General features: G+C 36.8%; 22 protein-coding genes, 1 pseudogene and 1 riboswitch. Of the genes and pseudogenes, 21 read left to right on the plus strand and 2 right to left on the minus strand.

Annotated features, from left to right (window positions below; translation table 11 throughout):
- Positions 1-80 precede the first annotated feature (80 nt).
- From ACM6HU_RS09625 to ACM6HU_RS09635, 3 genes are all read left to right on the plus strand, one after another.
- Entirely contained in the window at positions 81-2480 is a 2400-nt protein-coding gene (locus tag ACM6HU_RS09625; RefSeq protein WP_033671425.1) for a DNA translocase FtsK, read from the plus strand.
- A 663-nt stretch (positions 2481-3143) separates the two neighbouring features.
- On the plus strand, positions 3144-3305 hold the full coding sequence (locus tag ACM6HU_RS09630; protein WP_033671424.1) for a hypothetical protein: 162 nt from the start codon (positions 3144-3146) through the stop codon (positions 3303-3305).
- 606 nt (positions 3306-3911) lie between these two features.
- On the plus strand, positions 3912-4346 hold the full coding sequence (locus ACM6HU_RS09635; protein WP_016133220.1) for a hypothetical protein: 435 nt from the start codon (positions 3912-3914) through the stop codon (positions 4344-4346).
- A gap of 366 nt (positions 4347-4712) precedes the next feature.
- Here ACM6HU_RS09635 and ACM6HU_RS09640 read toward each other — a convergent pair.
- Both ACM6HU_RS09640 and ACM6HU_RS09645 read right to left on the minus strand, forming a co-directional pair.
- Positions 4713-5009 (minus strand): annotated as a pseudogene (locus ACM6HU_RS09640) (tyrosine-type recombinase/integrase); the annotation flags it as partial.
- A gap of 325 nt (positions 5010-5334) precedes the next feature.
- On the minus strand, positions 5335-5841 hold the full coding sequence (locus ACM6HU_RS09645; RefSeq protein ID WP_229161841.1) for a DUF3995 domain-containing protein: 507 nt from the start codon (positions 5839-5841) through the stop codon (positions 5335-5337).
- 474 nt (positions 5842-6315) lie between these two features.
- A riboswitch (purine riboswitch) is annotated at positions 6316-6417 on the plus strand.
- 232 nt (positions 6418-6649) lie between these two features.
- Here ACM6HU_RS09645 and ACM6HU_RS09650 point away from each other — a divergent pair.
- The 18 genes from ACM6HU_RS09650 (at position 6650) to ACM6HU_RS09735 (ending at position 25626) form a co-directional block, all read left to right on the plus strand.
- Positions 6650-7375, plus strand: a complete 726-nt coding sequence (locus ACM6HU_RS09650; RefSeq protein ID WP_016115928.1) for a GntR family transcriptional regulator — start codon at positions 6650-6652, stop codon at positions 7373-7375.
- Between the two features lie 89 nt (positions 7376-7464).
- Positions 7465-8541 (plus strand): BMP family lipoprotein, encoded by a 1077-nt coding sequence (locus ACM6HU_RS09655; RefSeq protein ID WP_016115927.1) that lies wholly within the window; start codon positions 7465-7467, stop codon positions 8539-8541.
- A 105-nt stretch (positions 8542-8646) separates the two neighbouring features.
- A complete protein-coding gene (locus tag ACM6HU_RS09660; protein WP_016133218.1) occupies positions 8647-10179 on the plus strand; it encodes an ABC transporter ATP-binding protein in 1533 nt (510 codons plus the stop codon).
- Positions 10172-11230, plus strand: a complete 1059-nt coding sequence (locus ACM6HU_RS09665; RefSeq protein ID WP_016115925.1) for an ABC transporter permease — start codon at positions 10172-10174, stop codon at positions 11228-11230. The genes ACM6HU_RS09660 and ACM6HU_RS09665 overlap by 8 nt, the downstream gene beginning before the upstream one ends.
- A complete protein-coding gene (locus ACM6HU_RS09670; protein WP_003199393.1) occupies positions 11231-12190 on the plus strand; it encodes an ABC transporter permease in 960 nt (319 codons plus the stop codon).
- A gap of 359 nt (positions 12191-12549) precedes the next feature.
- Complete coding sequence (gene yfmF / locus ACM6HU_RS09675; protein ID WP_016133216.1) at positions 12550-13824, plus strand: EF-P 5-aminopentanol modification-associated protein YfmF; 1275 nt, start codon at positions 12550-12552, stop codon at positions 13822-13824.
- Entirely contained in the window at positions 13825-15111 is a 1287-nt protein-coding gene (yfmH, locus tag ACM6HU_RS09680) for an EF-P 5-aminopentanol modification-associated protein YfmH (RefSeq protein WP_016115923.1), read from the plus strand.
- Between the two features lie 184 nt (positions 15112-15295).
- Positions 15296-16009: an elongation factor P 5-aminopentanone reductase gene (ymfI, locus tag ACM6HU_RS09685; protein ID WP_016115922.1), complete on the plus strand. Its 714-nt coding sequence runs from the start codon at positions 15296-15298 to the stop codon at positions 16007-16009.
- A 79-nt stretch (positions 16010-16088) separates the two neighbouring features.
- Positions 16089-16337 (plus strand): DUF3243 domain-containing protein, encoded by a 249-nt coding sequence (locus ACM6HU_RS09690; RefSeq protein ID WP_003199403.1) that lies wholly within the window; start codon positions 16089-16091, stop codon positions 16335-16337.
- Between the two features lie 136 nt (positions 16338-16473).
- A complete protein-coding gene (locus ACM6HU_RS09695; RefSeq protein ID WP_016115921.1) occupies positions 16474-17259 on the plus strand; it encodes a DUF3388 domain-containing protein in 786 nt (261 codons plus the stop codon).
- A 12-nt stretch (positions 17260-17271) separates the two neighbouring features.
- Positions 17272-18183, plus strand: coding sequence for a RodZ domain-containing protein (locus ACM6HU_RS09700; RefSeq protein WP_098116729.1), 912 nt, complete (start codon positions 17272-17274; stop codon positions 18181-18183).
- A gap of 64 nt (positions 18184-18247) precedes the next feature.
- A complete protein-coding gene (gene pgsA / locus ACM6HU_RS09705; RefSeq protein WP_016115919.1) occupies positions 18248-18826 on the plus strand; it encodes a CDP-diacylglycerol--glycerol-3-phosphate 3-phosphatidyltransferase in 579 nt (192 codons plus the stop codon).
- 20 nt (positions 18827-18846) lie between these two features.
- Positions 18847-20085, plus strand: a complete 1239-nt coding sequence (locus ACM6HU_RS09710) for a competence/damage-inducible protein A (protein ID WP_016115918.1) — start codon at positions 18847-18849, stop codon at positions 20083-20085.
- Between the two features lie 142 nt (positions 20086-20227).
- Entirely contained in the window at positions 20228-21253 is a 1026-nt protein-coding gene (recA, locus tag ACM6HU_RS09715) for a recombinase RecA (RefSeq protein ID WP_016115917.1), read from the plus strand.
- Positions 21254-21684: 431 nt separating this feature from the next.
- The gene (gene rny, locus ACM6HU_RS09720; protein WP_016115916.1) at positions 21685-23253 is read left to right on the plus strand and encodes a ribonuclease Y; all 1569 of its coding nucleotides are present in this window, start codon (positions 21685-21687) and stop codon (positions 23251-23253) included.
- A gap of 182 nt (positions 23254-23435) precedes the next feature.
- Entirely contained in the window at positions 23436-24230 is a 795-nt protein-coding gene (locus tag ACM6HU_RS09725; RefSeq protein WP_003199419.1) for a TIGR00282 family metallophosphoesterase, read from the plus strand.
- A gap of 149 nt (positions 24231-24379) precedes the next feature.
- The gene (spoVS, locus tag ACM6HU_RS09730; protein WP_000404341.1) at positions 24380-24640 is read left to right on the plus strand and encodes a stage V sporulation protein SpoVS; all 261 of its coding nucleotides are present in this window, start codon (positions 24380-24382) and stop codon (positions 24638-24640) included.
- 23 nt (positions 24641-24663) lie between these two features.
- Positions 24664-25626: a dipeptidase gene (locus tag ACM6HU_RS09735; protein WP_016115915.1), complete on the plus strand. Its 963-nt coding sequence runs from the start codon at positions 24664-24666 to the stop codon at positions 25624-25626.
- Positions 25627-25811: the final 185 nt, after the last annotated feature.

A 25811-nucleotide genomic window follows, 5' to 3' on the forward strand; every position in this document is an offset into this window, starting at 1 on the left:
AGAAGATGTGACGAACAACATGTAGAGAATACTTTCAATGAATGAAAGTCTTACTTAATTTTTGGACTTGGGGTGAAGAAATGGCAAAACAAAAGCAAAGAGGGACGAAATCAAAAGCAAGACGTACGATAAAGCCAACTTTGTATTACGAAATCGTCGGATTGACTCTTTTTGCACTTTCAATCATTACAATTTTACAGCTAGGTATTGTAGGGAAATCGTTTGTTTTCTTCTTTCGCTTTTTCTTTGGTGAATGGTACATAATTGGTGTGCTTGGTGTGATTGCATTGTCGATTGCATTTGTTATAAAGCGCGCATGGCCAAACCTTTTAAATAAACGGTTAATCGGTGTCTATTTAATTGTATTAGCAATAGTAATGTTTAGTCATATTACATTATTTAATTTGCTTTCAAAAGAAGGAACCGTAGAAAATACATCTGTGATTGTCAGTACAAAAGATTTATTTTTTTATGAGATGAAGAAAGGTGTAGTAAAGTCCGTTCACTTAGGCGGGGGGATGGTTGGTGCCCTTATGTTTGCTACATGCTACTTTTTGTTTGATGAAGCAGGAGCCTACATTATAGGTATCATTCTTGTTATTCTTGGTATACTTTGCATTACAAACAAACACATTGGGGAAGTGTTAGCCCCGGTTGGACGAATACTCAGAAGTCAATTTCAGGGGATGCAAGGGGATTACAAGGATTGGAGATCGAAACGTACTGCTGAACAAACAGAAAAGAAAAAAACGACAAGGCGTACGCGTAGTGAACGTTTTGATAGCGAAGAAGAAATTACTGAGCCGTTAGAAGAGATAGAAATTGGACCGCCAATTATTTCGAATTTTACAGAGAACTATCCAGTTAGTGAAGAAAAAGATAAGGAAAGTGAAGATGAGATTGCAAATGAGTTGATTGCGCCGCCTTCTATGGCAGAGGAAGAGATTCCATCTGCATCAAAAGAACGAACACAAAAGAAACGAGGAGAAAAAATTGTTGAATCTCTGGAAGGAGAAACAAAAGCTCCTCCAATGCAATTTTCAAATGTGGAAAACAAAGATTACAAGCTTCCTTCTATCGATATATTGAAGTTCCCAAAAAATAAACAGGTTACAAATGAAAATGAGAAAATTTATGAAAATGCTCGTAAGTTGGAACGTACTTTTCAAAGTTTTGGTGTAAAGGCAAAAGTAACGAAAGTGCATAAAGGACCTGCAGTTACGAAATATGAAGTGTATCCTGATATGGGAGTAAAGGTAAGTAAAATTGTTAGTTTGAGTGATGATTTAGCACTCGCATTAGCTGCGAAAGATATTCGTATTGAGGCCCCTATTCCTGGGAAATCCGCGGTAGGGATTGAAGTTCCAAATTCAGAGGTTTCTATGGTAACGCTTAGAGAAGTACTTGATTCGAAAGCGAATAATCATCCGGAAGAAAAGTTATTAATTGGTCTTGGGCGTGATATTACTGGTGAAGCAGTATTAGCACGTCTAAATAAGATGCCCCATCTATTAGTAGCTGGAGCGACTGGTAGTGGAAAGAGTGTATGTATTAATGGTATTATTGTTAGTATTTTAATGCGTGCCAAACCACATGAAGTCAAATTAATGATGATTGATCCGAAAATGGTAGAGTTGAACGTATATAATGGTGTTCCGCACTTATTAACACCTGTTGTAACGGATCCGAAAAAAGCATCACAAGCTTTGAAAAAAGTTGTGAGTGAGATGGAGCGTCGCTATGAATTATTTGCTCATAGTGGAACGCGTAACATTGAAGGATATAATGAATACATTAGACATCATAATGAACAATCAGAAGCAAAACAGCCTGAGCTTCCATACATTGTTGTTATCGTGGACGAGTTGGCCGATTTAATGATGATTGCTTCTTCAGATGTAGAAGATGCAATTATGCGCCTAGCACAGATGGCACGTGCTGCTGGTATTCATTTAATTATCGCGACGCAGCGCCCATCTGTTGATGTTATTACAGGTGTTATCAAAGCAAATATTCCATCACGTATTGCGTTTGCTGTGTCTTCACAAACTGACTCTCGAACGATTCTTGATGGCGGAGGCGCTGAAAAATTATTAGGACGAGGGGATATGCTGTTCATACCAATTGGAGCATCGAAACCAGTTCGTGTACAAGGTGCATTTTTATCAGATGATGAAGTGGAAAGAGTTGTGGAATATGTTATTGGACAACAAAAAGCGCAATATCAAGAGGACATGATTCCACAGGATGTACCAGAAACAAGACAAGAAGTAGAAGATGAATTATATGATGAAGCGGTTCAGCTTGTTGTAGAAATGCAAACGGCTTCTGTTTCTATGTTACAACGTAGATTCCGAGTGGGATATACACGTGCGGCGCGTTTAATTGATGCGATGGAGATGAATGGTGTAGTTGGACCTTATGAAGGTAGTAAGCCGAGAGAAGTTTTGATTAAAGATATACAAGAAAAAAGTTCTTAATAAAAAGCCCAATTGTTTACTTTTACTGAAAGACACGTTAGGTGAAGTTTGAGGCTTAATCTCACAATAAAGACATGTTGTTTAACAATTATAAGGAAAAAGAAAAGGAGTGGGTTTCCCACTCCTTTTATCACGACTGTCTCATTAAAAAATGTTTTAGACTATAGAAAAAAGTATTAAACTGTTAAAAAATAGTTGTAGACTGAAAAGGTGTTTTTGTAAATGTGTAGAAGTAATAAAGTTCTTTAATTTTAAAACCTCAAACACGCATAACCCCATGCTGATTTTAGGATGGGGTTAAAATAAAATTGTTTAATTTTTGATGTAGATTACTTCACTATACTTAAAAATATAACAATAAAGTTGTTTAAATCTAAGAGTTATTCAATAATCACGCCCGATTGTGGAACATCACCAAGCTTCTATTAGCTGGTTAGTTGAAGAAGAATTTGTTCCACAACTCTTAAGTTATGATACTTAAGAGTTAAATTCACCTCCTACAATCCCTTCAAAGCCGTCAATCTCCATCTTTTGAATTCCCTGAGCATTGCTGATCCTAAGCCAAACAACTATACCACCTCTAGCAAAATAATTAACATATCATATTCAAGAAAGGTTAGTTAGCTAATAGCATATGTTTTATTGAAAGGGTGTGATTGAATTATGGATCGGCAGAAATGGGGCGTTGGAGTATTAGTATTTGTTGGCTGCATGTTTCTTGGTGGAGGAGTGGGATCTTTGTTAGGAAGTTCCCAAATTGGATGGCTGATAGGAATGGGTGTTGGATTTCTTGGGATGGCTTTAACGAGACTGATTGGAAAATAATAGAACAGGGGTTCTTCTTCCAGTAAATAAGGCAATATGCATTTAAGTAATTACTTACATACTAGCCCTGTAACATGTAGTAATCGTACTCATACAAAGCCACTCTCTAACAGAAAGTGGCTCTTTTTGTTTTCGGCTCTGTTAAATTTCATTGTTGATTTTTAGTCAAATAAAAAGCCGATGTTTTACATAACGGGTTCTCTTTTGGAGTACAAAATTAGACATCACACAACTTTTGACAACACAAATCACAACATAATAGACCATCAATTGACACAAAGATTCGCTTGAAAGCGGGATTTTTTGCTTACTCAATTTGTAGCTTTGAAATAAAATTTGATCAAAAATACCTCGCAATCCCAAGTTTTACGATAAATAAAAAGAATCCATTTTGAAAAAAGTTTGATCCTTTCTACACCTATGTTGTTTCACAATCGCGCCCGTTTGTGGCATAAAATGACAAGGTCACGGAAATGAGCCACTTTATTTAAAGTAACGTTCTTTCTGCATTAAAGTGAATAAAATCAATTTAAGGAAATAAATTAAAAATAATAAAGAAGTAAACAAAAAAGAGAAAGAAGAAACCGGGAATTTCCAAGGAAGGTTGTGGTGAACATCAAGGTTAGGAATTTTTATTATCTGATTGCAGGCATCCTTGCGATGCTGTTTGCCGTCACGCACGCATGGAACGGGCAATCCGCTGTGCTACCGACGCTCAACATTGAGGCGATATCCGTGGGTACCCGGACAGTATTCACGTATGTCTGGCACATCATCACGGCGGAAAATCTGGTCTTCGGCATCGCTTTCATTTTCATGTCATTCCAAACCGAGCGATCAAAGATCCGGTTTGCCGCATGGTTGATTGCGGCGATCCTGATCGTCCGACTAATGGTTATTCTTGGTGTAACGGCATTGCTTGACGTATCGGGGCTTACGGATACGCTTATAGATTCGATTGCCATCGTAATCTATGTTGCCCTCATCATACTGGGCACAAGAGTGAAGAAAAAGCAGTACGATGGTCAGCAACCACAGTAACAGAGATGTCCGAGTTGTCTTCTAACTCTGTAAGAGGGTAAACCCCATGCCCATCAAGCTAATAACAAAAAACGAGTTACATACTACCGTTTTTCTCAAAACCCGAATCAACTGGGACCTGAACAGAATGTCGTGCAGACCTAAATGAGCGTTATCAAGATAGAGGACATTAACACCAGGAATTAAAGATTCTAATGTCCTCTAAGGCTTAACCAAAAAGGATGTTATTATTTCCGCTCAAGTTTAAATGTAAAAGTTACAGGTATCTTGGGGTTACCCGTTATTCCAGAATATGGCCCAATTCAAAAAGATACGTCTTTATATATGCACGCCTCGATTTTGATTAAAGATTAATTTCAGTAGCTTTCAAAAATATTTACTATACAAATCGCGTCTCAACTTTCCGCTCAGCTGAGCATATATTCTCGTGGTTTCACTCTTCTCATGACCAAGTAAGCTTTGTATTACTTCAAGTGGCGCACCGTTGTTAATCATATGTGTAGCATAGCTATGACGTAATTGATGAGGATGAATACTCTTTTTAATCCCGGCACGATTCGATATACGTTTGATAATAAATCTTAGGTTATCAATACTCATACGTCTTTTTGGCCTTCTTTCCGTAATAAACAAACAAGGCTCCCCATCATCTCTTTCATCTAAGGTGAATATCCCTCAATTTTTTTATCTAATTGATACTTCTCCCAGGCCTCAGATAATAACATTATTCTTCACGCTCCCATTCTATAAATCAATTAATCTAGATTCCATTATGTTCAAGAAGAGTCTCTTTTATACGCTAGTTATTCAACAATCGTATAAAACAAAAAATTACTTAACTATGAGAACACTTGAAATACAAGAAAAAGACGCTTTCTCTATAAAAGAATAGCGCCCTTTAATTGGATAAGACATCTGAAATTTTATCCACAATTATTATTAATTACAGTAACTTTTCAGGTTTTTCACATTATTTATTGCTCAAACCTTATTTAATATTACATTGTTGATCCATTACTCCCCTTATATCACTCTGATAGTGCAAAGTAGCCAATCCGAATAAGATCCCTGCGACTAAGAACCAAGGTTCGAAAAGCAACAGGTCTATTAGAATCATATAATCGACGTCTATTGTTGCCCATGCAGAAAAATCGAAAAATTCTAAAGGAATAACACCAGCTAGAAAAAGCCCCTTAGTAATATATCCATAGACAGCATGCGTGATTGGCAATATGCAAGCAAACCAGCCCATAGCAAGCATTAAATATCTTGGGATCTTTTGTCCCCAAGGATGAACTAGTAATAGTGCAAATATTGCTGCTGCTAACAACACTACAGATGCTCCCCAGTTTACTGCTTCCCACATCGCCTCATCTTTCCAAACCCCAGGCATCCATGCCATTCCTCCAAATGCCCAATAAACGTGAATCGGAATATACAAGAGCGACCAGATACATACGGCATAACCAGCCCATTTCATTTGACTAATCTTCAATTCCTTTCACCCCACCATCATTATATGCAGCAAAATTAAAAGTAAAGGTTTGATTTACTTTCTAATAATTCTTTACTTTACAATCTGGCCCGATTGTTGAAGAACTGAATGGGCTTTTTTAAATAACTTTATTGTAAATGTTAACTGTACTATGATTATTAGAGGATAATTAGTTCAATATATGAGCTAATATCCTTTTTTTAATACATATTAGAATTATAAACTATATTAAAAAATTCTAGTTTAATATGTTTATTTTCTAATAATAATTAATTCAGTATTACATATACAATTGGGCTTTTTTATATGGTTCTTTTGTTATATACTATAGTCATCAAGAAAGAAAGGGCTTACACCTTAGGGTGATTCTTTAGAATGCGAATGATTTTAATGTTATTTTTGAAAAACGTTCGAGATTAGTTGTAGAGAAGTGTTGAATTATGTTGACACATATGGGAGCAAGTGGTAAGATTACTTCGAAAAGAATCACTGCCTCATATAATCTTGGAGATAAGGTCCATAAGTTTCTACCTGGCAACCATGAATTGCTAGACTATGAGGGGAAAAGTGTGTAACAAAGGATGTAAGGGATCTTTGTATCTAACTTTTTCTCTATATGAGGAATGTTGGGGTGCAAAGTTTTTTTTATGAAATAAAGATAGAAAATTTCATTTTGAAAAATTATTAACACTTATTCGACAAATGTTATTGTATCGTATCGTTATGTAAGGTATATCATGTATTGGTTGAAAATCGAGAACAGAAGTCTTACATCAGAGGTCGAATAATTGGAATGCGGGGGAGTCTTATGTCAGTTAAATCCGATAGTCGACACTTATATTTACGGGTGATCGATCATATTAAAGAGAAAATCAAAAGCGGGGCATATAAAGAAAAACAAAAGTTGCCTTCAGAGTTTGATTTAGCAAAAGAACTTGGCGTAAGTAGAGCGACTTTACGGGAAGCATTGCGTATTTTAGAAGAGGATAATGTTGTTATTCGCAGACATGGCGTTGGTACTTTTGTGAATGCAAAGCCGTTGTTTTCTTCTGGAATTGAACAACTTTCTAGTATTACAGATATGATTTCTAGTGTGGGGAAAACACCGGGAACAATCTTTTTATCATCATCTACTACGAGTCTAACAGAAGAGGAAAAAGAAAAGTTTAATAGTGATGAAGGCTTTGAGGCTGTGATGATTGAGCGTGTTCGTACAGCAGATGGGGAACCTGTTGTCTATTGCATTGACAAGTTGGCAAAAGAAGTATTACCAGATTTGTCTGATTATAATGAGGAATCGCTACTTACTGTTATTCATAATAACACGCATAAACGCATTACATACGCGGTTGCTCATATTGAACCAATTGGTTATCATCCGAAAATATCACCAATTTTACAATGCGAACCAGAAACAGCGCTGCTGATTCTAAAGCAAATGCACTATGATCAAAATGATGAACCAATCTTATATTCTATTAATTATTTCAGAGCAGATAAATTTAGCTTCCACGTATTAAGAAAACGCATGTAATAAAGTTCCTTTTTAGGGAGGTGACAGCAAGAAGAAGGGGACACTAGCATATTAATAGATACATATATCATTTAGGAGGGGTTTCTAGTATGAAGAAAAAAACAGGTCTTTTACTATCATTAACGTTAGCGGCGAGTACAGTGTTAGGTGCATGTGGTAACTCGGATAAAGCAAGTGGAGATAAAAAAGATGGAAAGAGCATTAAAGTAGGTATGGTTACAGACGTTGGGGGCGTTGATGATAAATCATTTAACCAATCTTCTTGGGAAGGTTTACAAAAATTCGGTAAAGATAATGGGCTAAAAGAGAAGACGAACTATCGTTACCTTCAGTCTGAAAAAGAAGCAGATTATATTCCGAACTTAAAGAAATTTGCAAAAGATAAATATGATTTATCTTTTGGTATTGGTTATAAATTAGAAAAAGCAATTGAAGAAGTTGCGAAAGAAAATCCAAAGCAACAGTTTGCGATTGTAGATACTGTAGTAAAGCAACCGAACGTAACAAGTATTACATTTAAGGATCATGAAGGATCATTCCTTGTAGGTGCAGTAGCAGCGATGTCAACAAAAACAAATAAAATTGGGTTTGTTGGTGGAATGAAGAGTGATTTAATTAGTAAGTTTGAGAATGGATTTAAAGCTGGTGCTAAAGCTGTTAACCCAAATATTGAGATTGTATCTGAATATGCAGAAGCATTTGATAAACCTGAAAAAGGTGCTGCACTTGCATCAGCAATGTACGGACAAGGAGTAGACGTAATTTATCATGCTGCTGGTGGTACTGGTAACGGAGTGTTTACTGAAGCGAAAAACCGTAAGAAGAAAGGTGAAAATGTTTGGGTAATCGGTGTTGACCGTGACCAAAATCAAGAAGGTATGCCTGAAAACGTAACGCTAACTTCTATGGTAAAACGCGTTGATGTTGCGGTTGAAAAAGTAGCACAAGAAGCAAAAGATGGTAAGTTAGAAGGCGGAAAAGTAGAAGCGTTTGGTTTGAAAGATGAAGGTGTTGGCATTGCGAAAACAACTGATAATGTGAAAAAAGTAAATCCAGAAATTTTACCAAAAGTAGAAGAGTTTGAAAAGAAAATTACTGCTGGTGAAATTAAAGTACCTGCTACTGATAAAGAGTACAAAGAATACGAAGCTGCTCTTAAGAAATAATAGAGAAATAGCAAAGGTTAGTTCTTAGAACTAGCCTTTGTATATATAAAATTACTTTTAATAGAGTGTAATTGGGGACTGTTCCCTGCTAAAAGGAGGAACAAAATGGAATACGTAATTGAGATGAATAATATTACAAAAGTATTCCCAGGCATTGTAGCGAACGATAATATTACGCTGCAAGTAAAACAGGGAGAAATACATGCTTTACTCGGAGAAAATGGTGCAGGGAAATCAACGTTAATGAATGTACTATTTGGTTTGTATCAGCCAGAGCAGGGAGAAATTAAAATTAAAGGAAACCCTGTGAAAATTACAAATCCGAACATCGCAAATGACTATGGAATTGGTATGGTCCATCAACATTTTATGCTCGTTCATAATTTTACAGTTACAGAGAATATTATTCTTGGAAATGAACCAAAGAATAAAGGAAAGATTGCTATTGATGAAGCAGCGAAAGAAATTAAACAGTTGTCTGAACAATACGGTTTAGCGGTGGATCCGTATGCAAAAATCGAGGATATTTCAGTTGGTATGCAACAACGCGTTGAGATTTTAAAAACGCTCTATCGCGGGGCAGAAATTTTAATATTTGATGAACCGACGGCAGTGTTAACTCCTCAAGAGATTCATGAGCTTATTCAAATTATGAAAAAGCTTGTGCAAGAAGGTAAATCTATTATTCTTATTACACATAAGTTAAAAGAAATTATGGAAGTTTGTGATCGTTGTACGATTATTCGTAAAGGAAAAGGAATCGGAACGGTTGACGTTGCAAATACAGATGAACATAAACTTGCAGAACTAATGGTCGGACGTCAAGTGAATTTTAAAACAGAAAAAATAGATGCCAGACCTAAGGAAGATGTACTTTCTATTGCAAACCTTGTTGTTCATGATGTGCGCCAATTGCCTGCTGTAAAAGGCCTTGACTTAACTGTTCGTGCAGGAGAAATCGTCGGTATTGCAGGGATTGATGGGAATGGACAAAGTGAATTAATAGAGGCAATTACTGGTTTACGAAAAGTTGAGTCAGGTTCTATTGCAATTAATGGGAAAGAAATCACAAACTGGCCTGTTAGACGAATTACGGAAGAAGGAGTCGGTCATATTCCAGAAGACCGTCATAAACATGGACTCGTTCTTGATTTTTCCGTTAGAGATAATATTGTTTTACAAACATATTATAAGAATCCATTTTCAAATAAAGGAATTTTAAATTTTAGTAAAATAACGAAAAAGGCAAAAGAGCTGATTGAGCAGTTTGATGTACGTACACCTAGCGAGCAAACAGTAGCTCGTGCATTATCTGGCGGGAACCAGCAAAAGGCAATTATTGCACGTGAAGTAGATCGTGATCCAGATTTATTAATTGCAGCGCAGCCGACACGTGGTTTAGATGTAGGTGCGATTGAATTTATTCATAAGAAATTAATTGAACAGAGAGATAAGGGGAAAGCGGTGCTTCTTCTTTCTTTAGAACTCGATGAAATTTTAAATGTGAGTGACCGCGTTGCTGTTATTTATGAAGGGAAAATTGTCGCGATTGTTAATGCAAAAGAAACAAATGAAAAACAATTAGGTCTTTTAATGGCTGGTGGAACAGGGGAAGCGAAGGTGAGTACAAATGGCTAAAAAGTTTTTAACGGAGCGAACGATTAATATTTTAGTTCCTGTATTATCCGTTATATTTGGGTTGCTTGTTGGTGCCATTGTTATGTTAGTTAGTGGGTATGATCCGATTGTTGGATATAGTGCACTTTGGACTGGGATGTTCGGAAGTCCCAGTGCAATTGGAGAGACGTTTCGTACAATGATTCCGCTTATTCTTGCGGGGTTATCGGTAGCTTTTGCGTTTCGTACGGGATTATTTAATATCGGAGTAGAAGGGCAATTGTTAGTTGGTTGGCTTGCGGCTGTTTGGTTTGGTTATGCAGTATCATTACCTGCCTTTCTTCATATTCCATTGTCTATTTTAGTGGCAGCTATAGTTGGTGGACTATGGGGATTTATTCCGGGATATTTGAAAGGGAAATTTAAGGTTAATGAAGTTATTGTAACGATTATGATGAACTACATTGCATTATATGTTACATATGACATCATTAAACGTTTTTTACATGAAGGCAATGACAAAACATATGATATTCAGCCGAGCGCGTCATTAGCTTCAGATTGGTTAGCTTCTTTAACAGATGGCTCTCGTCTTCACTGGGGAATTGTTGTCGCAATTCTTGTTACGATTCTTATGTGGTTCTTATTAGATAGAACAACTTTAGGTTATGAATTGAAATCAGTTGGTTTTAACCAACAAGCGTCTCAATATGCGGGTATGAAAGTGTCTCGTAATGTTGTGTTATCTATGACAATTGCGGGTGCATTTGCCGGTATTGGTGGCGCGATGGAAGGGCTTGGAACATTCCAAAGTATGACGGCAATGGCTACATTTACCGGAATTGGATTTGACGGGATTGCGGTAGCACTTCTTGGAGGGAATAATCCATTTGGTATTATACTTGCTGCGTTATTATTTGGAGGTTTAAAAAGTGCAGCGCCGCAAATGAACTTTGAAGCAGATGTACCATCTGAGTTAATTAATGTAATTATTGCATGTATTATTTTCTTTGTTGCTTGTAGTTATATTTTACGCTGGGCACTTACGCGCATGAGCAAGGAGGGGAAATAAATGAGCTTTCTAGATGTTTTAGCCATTCTTGTGACGGGTACGTTATACACGGCAGCACCTCTAATCTTTACAGCGTTAGGTGGCGTATTTAGTGAGCGTTCTGGTGTTGTAAATATCGCATTGGAAGGATTAATGTTATTTGGGGCATTTGTTGGTGTTGTTACCACGCTATTAATGGGGGATACTTGGGGGGCTATGACTCCTTGGATTGCACTTATATTTGCAGCAATTGGTAGCGGATTATTTGCACTTCTTCATGCAGTTGCATCGATTACATTCCGTGCGGATCAAGTTGTTAGTGGAGTAGCAATTAACTTTTTATCTCTTGGTTTAACTGTTTTTGCGATTAAGAAAATCTTTGGTAAAGGTCAAACTGATTTTATTCACTACCGTATTGAGAAAATTGATGTTCCAGGACTGTCGGATATTCCGGTTATTGGAAAAATCTTTTTCTCAAATGTACCATTAACATCGTATATTGCCATTATTTTAGCATTTGTTGTTTGGTATATCATTTATAAAACACCGTTTGGTCTTCGTCTTCGTGCGGTTGGTGAACATCCGATGGCTGCGGATACAATGGGGATTAATGTATATAAAATGCGTTATATTGCTGTTTGTATTTCAGGGATGTTTGCTGGAGTAGGCGGTGCAACCTTTGCACTGTCAATCTCAAACAACTTCTCAGGTGCAACGATTACGGGACAAGGTTTTTTAGCGTTAGCTGCTATGATCTTTGGGAAATGGAACCCAATTGGTGCACTAGGAGCTGCTTTATTCTTTGGATTTGCACAATCACTAGGGGTAACTGGTGGTACAATCCCTGTATTAAAAGAAATTCCGAGTGTTTTCTTAGCGATATTACCATATGTGTTCACGATTTTAGCACTTGTCGGTTTTGTAGGACGTTCAGAAGCTCCAAAAGCACTTGGAACACCGTATGAAAAAGGAAAAAGATAATCGTTTAAAAAGTATAGAAAAAGCTCGCACATTAGGAAGGCACTGAAAAAGTGTTTACTTTGAAAAAATAACACGAATTTTATCAATATGTTGAAAAGAAAAAGGAGTCCATTACCTGTATATAGTAGGTGATGAACTCCTTTTTCTTATGAAGTGGACTTTTTCAGTGGCCTACACATTAGTGCGGGCTTTTTTACATAGAATATGCTTAATACAGAAATGTATTTTCTGCTTTTTAATGAAGAAATGATTAGAAGGAAAAGGAAATAAAGATGATAAGGGAGAAAAGTTGATTTTTCTTTTCTAAAAACTGTATATTGAAGAGGAATATTCCTACATACGTAAAGGAGGGCTATAAAATGAAACTGATGGAACAGCAAATGCATGAACTAGGTGGTTTACGTGTACATATGATTCCGACAGATAAATATAAAACAAATACATTTGTATTTCGCTTTAAAGCACCTTTAAATGAAGAAACGGTGACAGAGCGTGCTTTATTACCATATGTATTGCAAAGTGCAACAGAAAAACTACCATCTGTAATTCGTCTTCGCCAATATTTAGAGGAGTTGTACGGTTCTTCTCTGGCGGTAGATGTAAGTAAAAAAGGGGAAGATCATATCATCTCTATTTATGTGGATATTGCCAACGAAACATATTTACAAGATGCACCGCCGTTGTTTGAAAAAGCACTGTCTATGCTGTCTGATATTGTATTACACCCAGCAACGGAAGGGAGCGGTTTTTTATCATCAATTGTAGAAAGTGAAAAAAGAGCGCTCGTGCAACGAATTGAAGCTACATATGATGATAAAATGCGCTATGCGAATGAACGATTAATAGAAGAAATGTGTAAAGTAGAACCATATCGTTTAAGTGCAAATGGTCAAAAAGAGCGCGTTGCCTCCATTACAAATGAAACTTTATACCGCTATTATCAAAATGTGTTAGCGGAAGATGAAATGGATCTATATATCATTGGTGACATAGATGAAGATGCGGTTGACTTAGTAGGTAAATACTTTTCAATCGCGCCTCGTACAGCAAAAGACAAAAATGTCATTCTTCATAAGCGAAATAATGAAGAACAAGAAATTGTTGAAAAACAAGAATTAAAGCAAAGTAAATTAAATATCGGATATCGCACATATATTACGTACCGTGATGAGGATTATTTTGCGCTACAGCTGTTTAACGGGTTATTTGGTGGATTCTCACATTCGAAATTATTTGTGAATGTACGTGAAAAAAACAGTTTAGCCTATTATGCAGCGTCGCGTTTTGAAAGCCATAAAGGTCTTCTCTTTGTTATGTCGGGAATTGAAGCGAAAAATTATGAAAAAGCAGTCGAGATTATTAAAGAGCAAATGAAAGCAATGCAAAACGGTGACTTTTCAGAAGAAGAAATTCATCAAACAAAGAGTGTAATTCAAAACCAAATTTTAGAGGCAATTGATACACCGCGTGGTTTCGTAGAAATGCTTTATCATGGCGTCATTGCAGAACGTACCCGTCCAGTAGAGGAATGGTTAACTGGAATTGAGCGTGTTACAAAAGAGAAAATTGTAAAGGTTGCCAATAATATTGAGCTAGATACGATTTACTTTTTACACGGAACGGAGGGAGAATAGATGGAGAAAATTTCTTATGAACAATTAAAAGAAACACTTTATTATGAAAAGCTTCCAAATGGGTTAGATGTATATATATTGCCGAAGCAAGGATTTAATAAAACTTTTGCGACGTTTACAACAAAATATGGTTCCATTGATAACACGTTTGTTCCACTTGGAAAAGAAGAAATGGTTCGAGTGCCAGATGGGATTGCTCATTTTCTTGAGCACAAATTGTTTGAAAAAGAAGATCATGATGCGTTTCAGTTGTTTAGTAAACAAGGTGCTTCTGCGAATGCGTTTACATCATTTACGAGAACAGCGTACTTGTTTTCATGTACATCAAATGTAGAACAAAATTTAAATACATTATTAAATTTTGTTCAGGAACCTTATTTCTCTGAAAAAACAGTTGAAAAGGAAAAGGGAATTATTGGTCAAGAGATTCAAATGTATCAAGATAACCCGGATTGGCGTTTGTATTTTGGCTTAATCGATAGTTTATTTGTCAAACACCCAATTAAAATTGATATTGCAGGAACAATTGAGTCCATTAGTAAAATTACAAAAGACTTATTGTATGAGTGCTACGAGACATTTTATCATCCTAGCAATATGTTGTTATTTGTTGTAGGAGCAATTGACCCAGAAAAAACAATGAACTTAGTACGTGAAAATCAGGCGAAAAAAGATTATAAAAATCAACCAGAAATCGTACGTTCGTTTGAAGATGAACCAGAATCAGTAAATGAAAAGAAAAAAATTATTTCTATGCCTGTTCAAACACCGAAATGTTTAATAGGCATAAAGGCGACTGGGCTTAAAGAAAAAGGGCAAGAGCTTTTAAAACAAGAGATCGCGCTTACATTACTTTTAGATTATTTATTTGGGAAAGGATCAGTTCATTATGAGTCTTTATATAATGAAGGACTTATTGATGACTCATTCTCTTATGATTATACAGAAGAAAGTAACTTTGGTTTTGCGATGGTTGGTGGTGATACGAAGCAACCTGATGAGCTAGCTGAACGTTTAAAAGGTGTTTTACTACAGACTAATTATAATGAATTAGATGAGAATGCGTTAGAGCGTGTAAAGAAAAAGAAAATTGGCGGCTTTTTACGATCGCTTAACTCACCTGAATATATTGCAAATCAATTCACAAGGTATGCGTTTAATGAATCTAGTTTGTTTGATGCTCTGTCCGTTTTAGAGGGCTTAACTGTTCAAGATTTACAAGAAGCAGCCAAAGTATTTTTATCCGAAGAAAGAATGAGTATTTGCCAAGTCTTGCCGAAGAAATAAAATGAAACATGAATAAGTGGGGCTTAAGCCTTACGATTTAGAACTTTACGGACAGTTTATCCCCCACCTAACCTTTTGGCTATTGCTGAATTGTAAGGTGGGGGTATTATTTGTTTGTGAATACATGATAAGATTAGTGATTTGAAAGAGTTTCTCTGTAGAGGAAAGATAAGAGAGGATACATATGACAAAGTTTGCATTAGTGACTGGAGGAAGCGGAGGAATTGGCTCTGCAATTTCGAAACAATTAGTTGAAGATGGTTATACGGTGTATGTCCATTACAACAAAAGTGAAGAGAAAATAAAAAAATTAGAACAGCAACTTGGTGCAATCATTCCAGTTCAAGCGAATTTAGCAGCGGTAGATGGCGTGCAAAAGCTCTGGGCGCAAATTCATTATCCGATTGATGTTATTGTGTATGCAGCTGGAAAAAGTATATTTGGTTTGGCGACAGATGTGACAAATGAGCAATTGAATGAGATGGTGGAATTGCAGGTGAAGAGTGTTTATAACCTTCTTTCACTTGCGCTTCCATCGATGATTCGCCTGCGAAGTGGAAATATCGTTGTTATTTCATCTATATGGGGACAAGTAGGAGCGTCTTGTGAGGTGCTGTATTCTATGGTAAAAGGTGCACAAAACTCTTATGTAAAGGCGCTCGCAAAAGAGGTTGCGCTAAGTGGTATACGTGTAAATGGAGTGGCACCAGGAGCCATAGAGACGGAAATGTTAAGTGTGTTTTCAGAAGAGGACAAGAAAGAGATCGCAGAAGAGATTCCAGCTGGAAGGATTGGATTTCCAAAGGAAGTCGCCAAAACTGTTTCTTTCCTTGTATCACCAGGCGCTTCCTATATAACAGGGCAAATTATTGGAGTAAACGGTGGCTGGCATTGTTAAAATAAAAATATGTACATAAAAAGTAAGAAATTGTACAAATTAAGTATGATTGTATTACTTAATAGTGAGGTGCTTAAACATGTCAGTATTAGAAAATTTTGACCAGTGGAAAAGCTTTTTAGGAGAACGTTTAGAACAGGCGCAAGGAAAAGGGCTTGATGGTGGTGCAGTTTCAGATATGGCATTCCGTGTAGGCGATTATTTGGCAAATGAGGTAGAGGCGCGAAATGATCAAGAAAAATTATTAGCCGAGCTTTGGAAAGTGGCTGATGAACAAGAACAACACATGATAGCTAACTTAATGGTAAAATTTGTACAACATAAGTAAAAAAGAGAGGAGAAAATCCTCTCTTTTTTTTAGGTATTGAAAATACCGTGATTCATTATACATTTATCTTCCCTATTAACGTAAAATCATATAATATAGTACGTAGGTGTAAAGTAAGCAGGGGGAGTGACATTTGATGATTGAATGGTATTTTGAATATGAAATACATAAAAACCGACCTGGCTTGCTTGGTGACGTTTCTTCGTTAATCGGTATGCTTGGTATTAATATTGTCACAATTAATGGTGTAGACAACGCTCGGCGCGGGTTGTTGCTTATGTGTGATAGCCAAGAGCAAATCTCTAGACTTGAATCAATTTTGAATACGATGGATAATATAACGGTAACGAAATATCGTCCACCAAAGCTCAGAGATAGGTTGGCAGTTAGGCACGGTAGGTACATACAGCGAGACGCAGATGATAAGAAAACATTTCGTTTTGTTCGTGATGAATTGGGTTTACTCGTTGATTTTATGGCGGAACTAATGAAAAAAGAAGGGCATAAACTCATCGGAATAAGAGGAATGCCTCGCGTTGGAAAAACGGAATCTATCGTTGCTGCAAGTGTTTGTGCAAATAAGCGTTGGCTATTTGTTTCGTCTACTCTTATTAAACAAACTGTACGCAGTCAACTGATTGAAGATGAGTATAGTGACGATAATATTTTTATATTAGATGGCATTGTTTCAACAAAGCGTGCGAATGAAAGGCATTGGCAACTCGTTCGTGAAATTATGAGGTTACCCGCAACTAAAGTTGTCGAACATCCAGATGTATTTGTGAGTCAATCAGAATATACACTTGATGATTTTGATTATATTATTGAATTGCGTAACGATTATGATGAAGAAATTCAATATAATTTAGTAGATGAAATTGAGCAAGGAGCGCAAAACAATTTCTCTATGTTTGACTTTTAAAGAAATATTGAGGTGTTAGTAGTGACGGAATTAGGACAAAAGCTGAAGGATGCAAGAGAAGCGAAAGGCTTGTCTATTGATCAGCTACATGAGGTAACGAAAATTCAAAAACGGTATTTAGTAACAATTGAAGAGGGCGATTATAGTATATTGCCTGGTGCATTTTATGCACGTGCATTTATTAAACAATATGCGGGCGCGGTTGGTCTGAACGGAGAAGAGTTGATTGTAGAGTATCAAAGCGTAGTACCACAATCTGAATCTCATGATGTACCGCAAATATCAAAAGGTCAAAAAACACAAGAAACTATGCAAAAAGCAGCATCGCTTCCAATAGCAGATCATATGTCTAAAATATTGATTGCATTATTGGTAATTGCAGTAGGGGTAGCTGTGTGGTTTGTTTTCCAATGGTTAATTGGAAAAGATGAAGGACAAGTAAAACAAACGAAAAGCGAACAAATAGAAGTACAAAAGGCGAAAGATTCGCCGCTTGATGAAAAGAAAGATGAAGTAAAAGCAGAAGAACCTAAAAAAGAAGAGCCAAAGAAAGAAGAACCACCAGCACAACAGCCGCCTGCTGGACAAGAAGAAGTGAAGCTTGTTGGAACAAGTGGTAAGGTATCTACTTTGGAAATTCATAATAATAAAGCACTGGAGTTAGAAATTACAGCGAAGGGTGCAAGTTATGTAGACATTAAAAATGAAGGTGGAAATGTCGTTTTTAATGGTACACTTCAAGAAGGTCAAACAGAAAAACATGATTTAACAACAGCAAAAGAAGTACTTCTCAACATTGGAAGTACACCGAATGTTGAAATTAAACTGAATGGCCAAGTTGTTGCTTTCCCACTAGATCCAGAAAAGGAATATCACCAAAGATTAGTGATTAAAAATCTAGGGGTAGGACAACCTGCACAATAACAGTCATCGCTTCGATGACTTTTTTCCAATGAACAAATGTTTTTGACATGATGGAGGAATAGCTGTGAATTTACCAAATAAAATTACAATATCTCGAATCTGCTTAATTCCAATTTTTTTAGTAATTATGTTAGCTCCTTTTAACTGGGGAACATATACAGTTGGAAATGTAGATTTACCAATTCAACATTTAGTAGGAGCGATAGTTTTCATTGTTGCTTCAGCTACAGATTGGATTGATGGACATTATGCAAGAAAGTATAATCTCGTGACGAATCTAGGTAAGTTTCTTGATCCATTAGCTGATAAGTTACTTGTTTCAGCAGCGCTTATTACATTAGTAGAAATGCAATATGTTCCATCTTGGATTGTTATTGTAATCATTAGCCGTGAGTTTGCTGTAACAGGATTACGTCTTATATTGGCTGGAACTGGTGAGGTTGTTGCGGCGAATATGTTAGGGAAAATTAAAACATGGACACAAATTATTGCGATTTCAGCATATTTATTACATGATGTACCGTTAAATTTAATCCATATTCGGGTTGCGGATATTTCCATATGGATTGCACTTATCTTTACGGTTATTTCTGGCTTGGACTATTTCTGGAAAAATAGAGCTGCTTTTGTAAATTCAAAATAACAGCTTATGGGGGAATCGGAATGAATGCCGAAATTATTGCGGTTGGAACAGAATTGTTACTCGGGCAAATTACAAATACAAATGCGAAGTTTTTATCTGAAAAGTTAGCTTCCATCGGAATGAATGTGTATTATCATACGGTTGTGGGTGATAATAATCACCGTTTACAAGAAGCAATTCAAATTGCTGAGAAACGTGCAGATATACTCATTTTTACCGGTGGATTGGGACCAACAAAAGATGATTTAACGAAAGAAACAATTGCTTCAACCTTACAAGAAGAACTTGTTTATGATGAAGTGGCTTTAACGTCAATTGGCGAGTATTTTAGACGTACAGGACGCGAATTCACAGAAAATAATAAGAAACAAGCACTTGTTTTGAAAGGATCGACTGTATTTGCAAATGATCATGGTATGGCACCGGGTATGGGGCTGGCTAAGAACCAGAAGGTTTATATTTTATTACCGGGCCCGCCAAAAGAAATGAAACCGATGTATACAAGCTACGTAGAGCCGTTTTTACGTAACTTTACAACTGAAGAGCATATATATTCCCGTGTTCTTCGTTTTTTCGGCATTGGAGAATCCCAACTGGAAGTGAAAGTTCAAGACTTAATTGATGGGCAAACGAATCCAACAATTGCTCCGCTAGCTTCAGATGGAGAAGTAACGCTTCGTTTGACCGCTAAACACCATGATGTAAAGCATGCGGAAGTGTTAATTCAACATGTAGAAGATTTGATTTTAGAACGAGTAGGGGAGTTTTTCTACGGATATAATCAAGATTTTCTTCATAATAAAGCGATTGATTTATTGAATAAAAAGGCTTTAACTTTAGCGTGTGCAGAAAGTTTAACAGGCGGTCTGTTTGGAAATCAAGTAACAGAAAATGCCGGCGTATCTTCTGTTTTTAAAGGCGGCGTGATTTGCTATCATAACGATGTGAAACAACATGTTTTACAAGTGCCTGAAGAAATCTTACAAACAGTCGGTGCTGTTAGCGAACAATGTGCCCGTTATCTTGCTGAAAATGTAAAGACACTATTGAAGGCAGATATTGGGATTAGCTTTACTGGAGTGGCAGGACCGGGTGCTTCGGAAAATAAAGAGCCTGGTACTGTTTTTGTAGGTTTAGCGATAAAGAATGAACCAACGTTTGTTTTTCCTCTTAAATTAAGTGGAAGTCGTCAGCAAATTCGAGAACGCTCTGTGAAATATGGATTTTATCATTTATACAAAAAACTAGAAGAGATGTAAGTTTCTTCTAGTTTTTTTGTGATGAAAAATGAAACTTTTTCCATGGAAAACAAAAAAACGAATAAACGTTCGATTTTTGTTGGCAAATTGATATGAAAATAGGTATAATAAGATTAGCAATTCAGTTAAGGAGGAATTTTGAATGAGTGATCGTCAAGCGGCATTAGATATGGCGTTAAAACAAATAGAGAAGCAATTTGGTAAAGGTTCCATTATGAAATTAGGAGAACAGGCAGAACGTAGAATTTCTACAATTCCAAGTGGTTCATTAGCACTTGATGTAGCTTTAGGTGTTGGTGGTTACCCGCGCGGACGTGTTATCGAAATTTATGGACCTGAAAGCTCAGGTAAAACAACGGTTTCCTTACATGCGATTGCAGAAGTGCAACGTCAAGGTGGACAAGCAGCATTTATTGATGCAGAACATGCGATGGATCCTGTATATGCACAAAAATTGGGTGTTAATATTGATGAGTTACTATTATCACAGCCTGATACAGGAGAACAAGGTCTAGAAATTGCAGAAGCTTTAGTACGAAGCGGTGCAATTGATATTATCGTAATTGACTCTGTAGCGGCTCTTGTACCAAAAGCGGAAATCGAAGGAGAAATGGGTGACTCTCACGTCGGTTTACAAGCACGTCTAATGTCACAAGCACTTCGTAAGCTTTCCGGTGCGATTAACAAATCGAAAACAATTGCAATCTTTATTAACCAAATTCGTGAAAAAGTTGGGGTTATGTTCGGGAACCCAGAAACAACTCCAGGTGGTCGTGCGTTGAAATTCTATTCAACAGTTCGTCTTGAAGTGCGTCGTGCTGAGCAATTAAAGCAAGGTAATGATATTGTTGGTAACAAAACAAAAATAAAAGTAGTGAAAAATAAAGTAGCACCTCCTTTCCGTGTTGCTGAAGTTGATATTATGTACGGAGAAGGGATTTCAAGAGAAGGCGAAATTTTAGATATGGCTTCTGAACTTGATATCGTTCAAAAAAGTGGTGCTTGGTACTCTTATAATGAAGAACGTTTAGGACAAGGGCGCGAAAATGCAAAACAATTCTTAAAAGAAAATCCAGAATTAAGAGATGAAATTGCATTCTTTATTCGTGAACATCATGGTATTGGTGAAGATTCTGGAAACTTAGAAGAAGGCGCTATTGTAGATTAACAAAAGACACGATTTCGTGTCTTTTGTTTTTTATTTCACAATAATATGTAGCAAGGCCTTTCATTCAGGCGTTCTCCCTTGTTAAAACTGATTAGGTAAGGGGTGTCATCGTTGGTGAATATAAACTTTTTTCGTTAAAAGGAGATTTATATGACAAAGGTAAAGAAAGTAAAAGTAGACAACGCTTGACAATGAAAATTGCGATAGATACAATGAGAATGTATATTTTTTCTTATATACGATACACTCTTCTCTAGAAGAGAAGTAACATTCGGAGTAGGTTCTATACCTTTTCGAAATAATAATATGACATTTTAATTGTGAAATGAAGAAAGTCCCTTAAAAAGCGGGGCGACGGTCTTTGCTGTACGTTGCAAATTAATGTACATGCCGACAGTCTTTTTTCATTCATGGCAAGGGGAGGTGAAATCATGAGTAGTAGTACATTAATTTGGATACTCATCTCCATTTTGCTTGCAACAGTCGGTGCAGTTGTTGGCTTTTTTGTTCGAAAGTCTATTGCAGAAGCGAAGATTAATGGTGCAGCAAACGAAGCGAGACGCATTTTAGAAGATGCAAATCGTGAAGCAGAGGCACTTAAGAAGGAAGCGCTTTTAGAAGCAAAGGATGAAATTCATACACTTCGTACAGAAGCTGAATTAGAAATTCGTGATCGTAGAAGCGAATTACAAAAACAAGAAAATCGTTTAATGCAAAAAGAAGAGAACCTTGATCGTAAAGACGAGACGCTCGATAAACGTGAGCAGATGTTAGAAAAGAAAGAGGAATCTCTTGTAGCGAGACAACAACAGATTGAAGAGTTGGAAAGCAAAGTGGGAGAGTTAGTTCAAAAGCAGCAAACGGAATTAGAGCGCATTTCCAATCTGACACGCGAACAAGCGAAAGCAATCATTTTAGGGAAAGTGGAAAGTGAAATTTCTCATGAAATTGCCGTTATGGTAAAAGAAAGTGAAGTTCGTGCGAAAGAAGAGGCAGATAAGAAAGCAAAAGAGATTTTATCTCTTGCAATGCAAAGATGTGCAGCTGATCATGTTGCTGAAACAACCGTTTCGGTTGTAAATCTTCCAAATGACGAAATGAAGGGACGTATTATCGGGCGTGAAGGTCGTAATATTCGTACGTTAGAAACGTTAACAGGTATTGACCTTATTATTGATGATACGCCAGAAGCGGTAATCCTATCAGGGTTCGATCCAATTCGTCGTGAAACAGCTCGTATCGCTCTTGATAAGCTCGTACAGGATGGACGTATTCACCCAGCGCGTATTGAGGAAATGGTCGAAAAATCGAGACGTGAAGTGGATGAGTATATTCGCGAAGTTGGGGAACAAACAACATTTGAAGTAGGTGTCCACGGATTACATCCAGATTTAATTAAAATCTTAGGTCGTTTGAAATACCGTACAAGTTATGGACAAAATGTGTTGAAACACTCTATGGAAGTAGCGTACTTAACAGGACTTATGGCAGCGGAGCTTGGCGAGGACGAAAAATTAGCAAGACGTGCGGGTCTATTGCATGATATCGGAAAAGCAATTGACCATGAAGTAGAAGGTAGTCACGTTGAAATTGGTGTTGAACTCGCAACGAAATATAAAGAGCATCCGGTTGTTATTAATAGTATCGCATCTCACCATGGTGATACAGAACCAACTTCTATCATTGCAGTTTTAGTTGCAGCAGCGGATGCGTTATCAGCTGCAAGACCAGGAGCTCGTAGTGAAACGCTTGAAAACTATATTCGTCGTCTTGAAAAGTTAGAAGAGATTTCAGAATCCTATGAAGGAGTAGAAAAATCTTTTGCAATTCAAGCAGGACGTGAAGTTCGCATCTTGGTAAAACCGGATACAATCGATGATTTAGAAGCCCATCGTTTAGCGCGTGATATTCGAAAACGTATTGAAAATGAATTGGATTATCCAGGACATATTAAAGTAACAGTTATTCGTGAAACACGTGCAGTGGAATACGCAAAATAAAGTGGTGAAACGCCACTTTATTTTTTTGTGTTGGGATTGGGCAATATAAAATAAATCGTTTGCAAATCACTTTATTCGATTTCCATTCTAGTTGGCTAGAATGGAAGAAGAATTTTAATGAGCAGTTTGTTTTTCTTATAAGTGAGTAATAAAATACGTAGTACATAGAAAGGGTAAGACATATGAGAATTTTATTTGTTGGAGATGTAGTAGGATCCCCTGGAAGAGGTATGATTCAACAATACGTACCGGCGTTAAAGAAAAAATATACGCCTACTGTAACAATTATTAATGGAGAAAATGCTGCAGGTGGTCGTGGTATTACAGAGAAAATTTACCGAAACTTTTTAGAGTGTGGTGCACAAGCAGTTACGCTTGGGAATCATGCTTGGGATAACCGTGAAGTGTTTGAGTTTATTGATGATGCAAAATATCTTGCAAGACCAGCCAATTTCCCAGAGGGAACACCGGGAAAAGGACTTATTTTTGTAAATTGTAACGGTACCGAAGTAGCGGTAATTAATTTACAAGGACGTACGTTCCTTCCGCCAATTGATTGCCCGTTCCGAAAAGTGGATGAATTAATTAACATTGCCAAAAAACGTACAAATATTATCTTTATTGATTTTCATGCTGAGACAACAAGTGAAAAACAGGCGCTTGGTTGGTACGTAGATGGACGTGCTACGGCAGTCGTAGGGACACATACGCATGTTCCAACAGCAGATAATCGTATTTTACCAAGCGGAACAGCTTATATTACAGATGTTGGAATGACTGGTCCGTATGATGGGATTTTAGGTATGGATCGTGAGGCTGTACTGAAGAAATTTTTAACGAATTTACCTGTACGTTTTGAAGTAACAAATGGAAGAACACAACTAAGTGCAGTATTAATTGATGTGGATCCAAATACAGGAAAAGCGAAAAAAATTGAGCGTATTTTAATCAATGATGATCAACCATTTTTCGAATAAGATTATTTAAAAGTTAGAAAAAACATTATATTTTAATTTTTTAGAAAAATTACAGAAATTTAGCAGGAATACATGTCTCCCCTCGTGAATATAAGTTAAAGTGAAATCAATCGCTAATACTTTTTAAAGAAACGAGGAGGAAACGAGGAATGGAAATATTAAAAGTTAAAGCAACTTCGGTCCCTAACTCTGTAGCCGGTGCACTTGCTGGAGTTATTCGCGAACGCGGAACAGCAGAAATCCAAGCTATTGGCGCAGGTGCATTAAATCAAGCTGTGAAGGCAGTAGCAATTGCAAGAGGGTTTGTAGCGCCTAGTGGTTTGGATTTGATTTGTATCCCAGCTTTTACAGACATTATGATTGATGGTGAAGAACGTACAGCAATAAAATTAATTGTAGAACCTCGTTAAGTTTGAACAACCTGTTTGCTTTTATGCAAACAGGTTGTTTTTATGGGGAAGGGGAAATGAAAGTGAAAGTGTTTGATGCGCACTGTGATGTACTATGGCAACTATGGAGTGCAAAAGGAAAGAAGAATTTTCAAAATGATCCGTCTTTACATATTACATTTGAACAATTGGAGCAAAGAAAAGGAAGCGTACAATGCTTTGCGATATATGTACCTGAAATCGTACCATATGAACAACGTTTTGAAGCTACGTTAGCTATGATAGATATATTTTATAAGCAGGTTTTATCGTTACCAAACATGAAATTGATTCAGACAAAAAAAGATATAACGCAGTTAGAACCAAATGAAATTGGCGCGATTTTAACATTAGAAGGCGGCGAAGCAATTGGAAAAGAAATGATGAAATTGCGCACGCTCTATCGTTTAGGAGTCCGATCTATGGGACTCACGTGGAATCATGCGAATTTATTAGCTGATGGAGCACTGGAAACAAGAGGAGCGGGACTTACTGCGTTTGGTAAGAAGGTTGTAGAAGAGCTGAATTCGTTTCGTTTATGGACAGATGTGTCTCACTTAAATGAAAAAGGTTTTTGGGACGTGATGGAAATTGCTCAATATCCAATTGCATCACATTCAAATTGTTATGGGCTTTGTCAGCACCCGCGTAATCTGAAAGATGAACAAGTACAAGCACTTATTCAAAAAGATGGTGTAATTGGTGTAACGTTCGTTCCAGAGTTTTTAACCAACCATAGGCCTGCTTATATGGATGACATATTACGGCATGTGGAGCGCATTTGTTCGCTTGGAGGAGAGCGCAATATAGGATTTGGTTCGGATTTTGATGGTATCACAGAAATGGTTGTCGGTGTGGAAGCGTATCGGCGTTATGAATATGTAATCAATGAACTGAGTAAGCGATACAGTGAAACAAATGTTCAAAGCTTTTTATATGATAATTTCATTAATCATATTTCTTTCTAGTTGCCTATTGTTTAATGTTTTTTTATTTGAAAATAAAAAGTTAGAAAAATTAAAAAATTCGAATGAAATTCAGGCCAAATTATTGCATTTTTTTCAGTGTAAGGCTAGAATTGTAGACGAATTAAGATTATGCAAAACATTCAGGGAAGTCTGAAGAGGTATAATTTGTGTCCATTGTAGTTTCT

The organism is Bacillus sp. IT-79MI2, assembly GCF_949768135.1.
GTDB lineage: Bacteria > Bacillota > Bacilli > Bacillales > Bacillaceae_G > Bacillus_A > Bacillus_A pseudomycoides.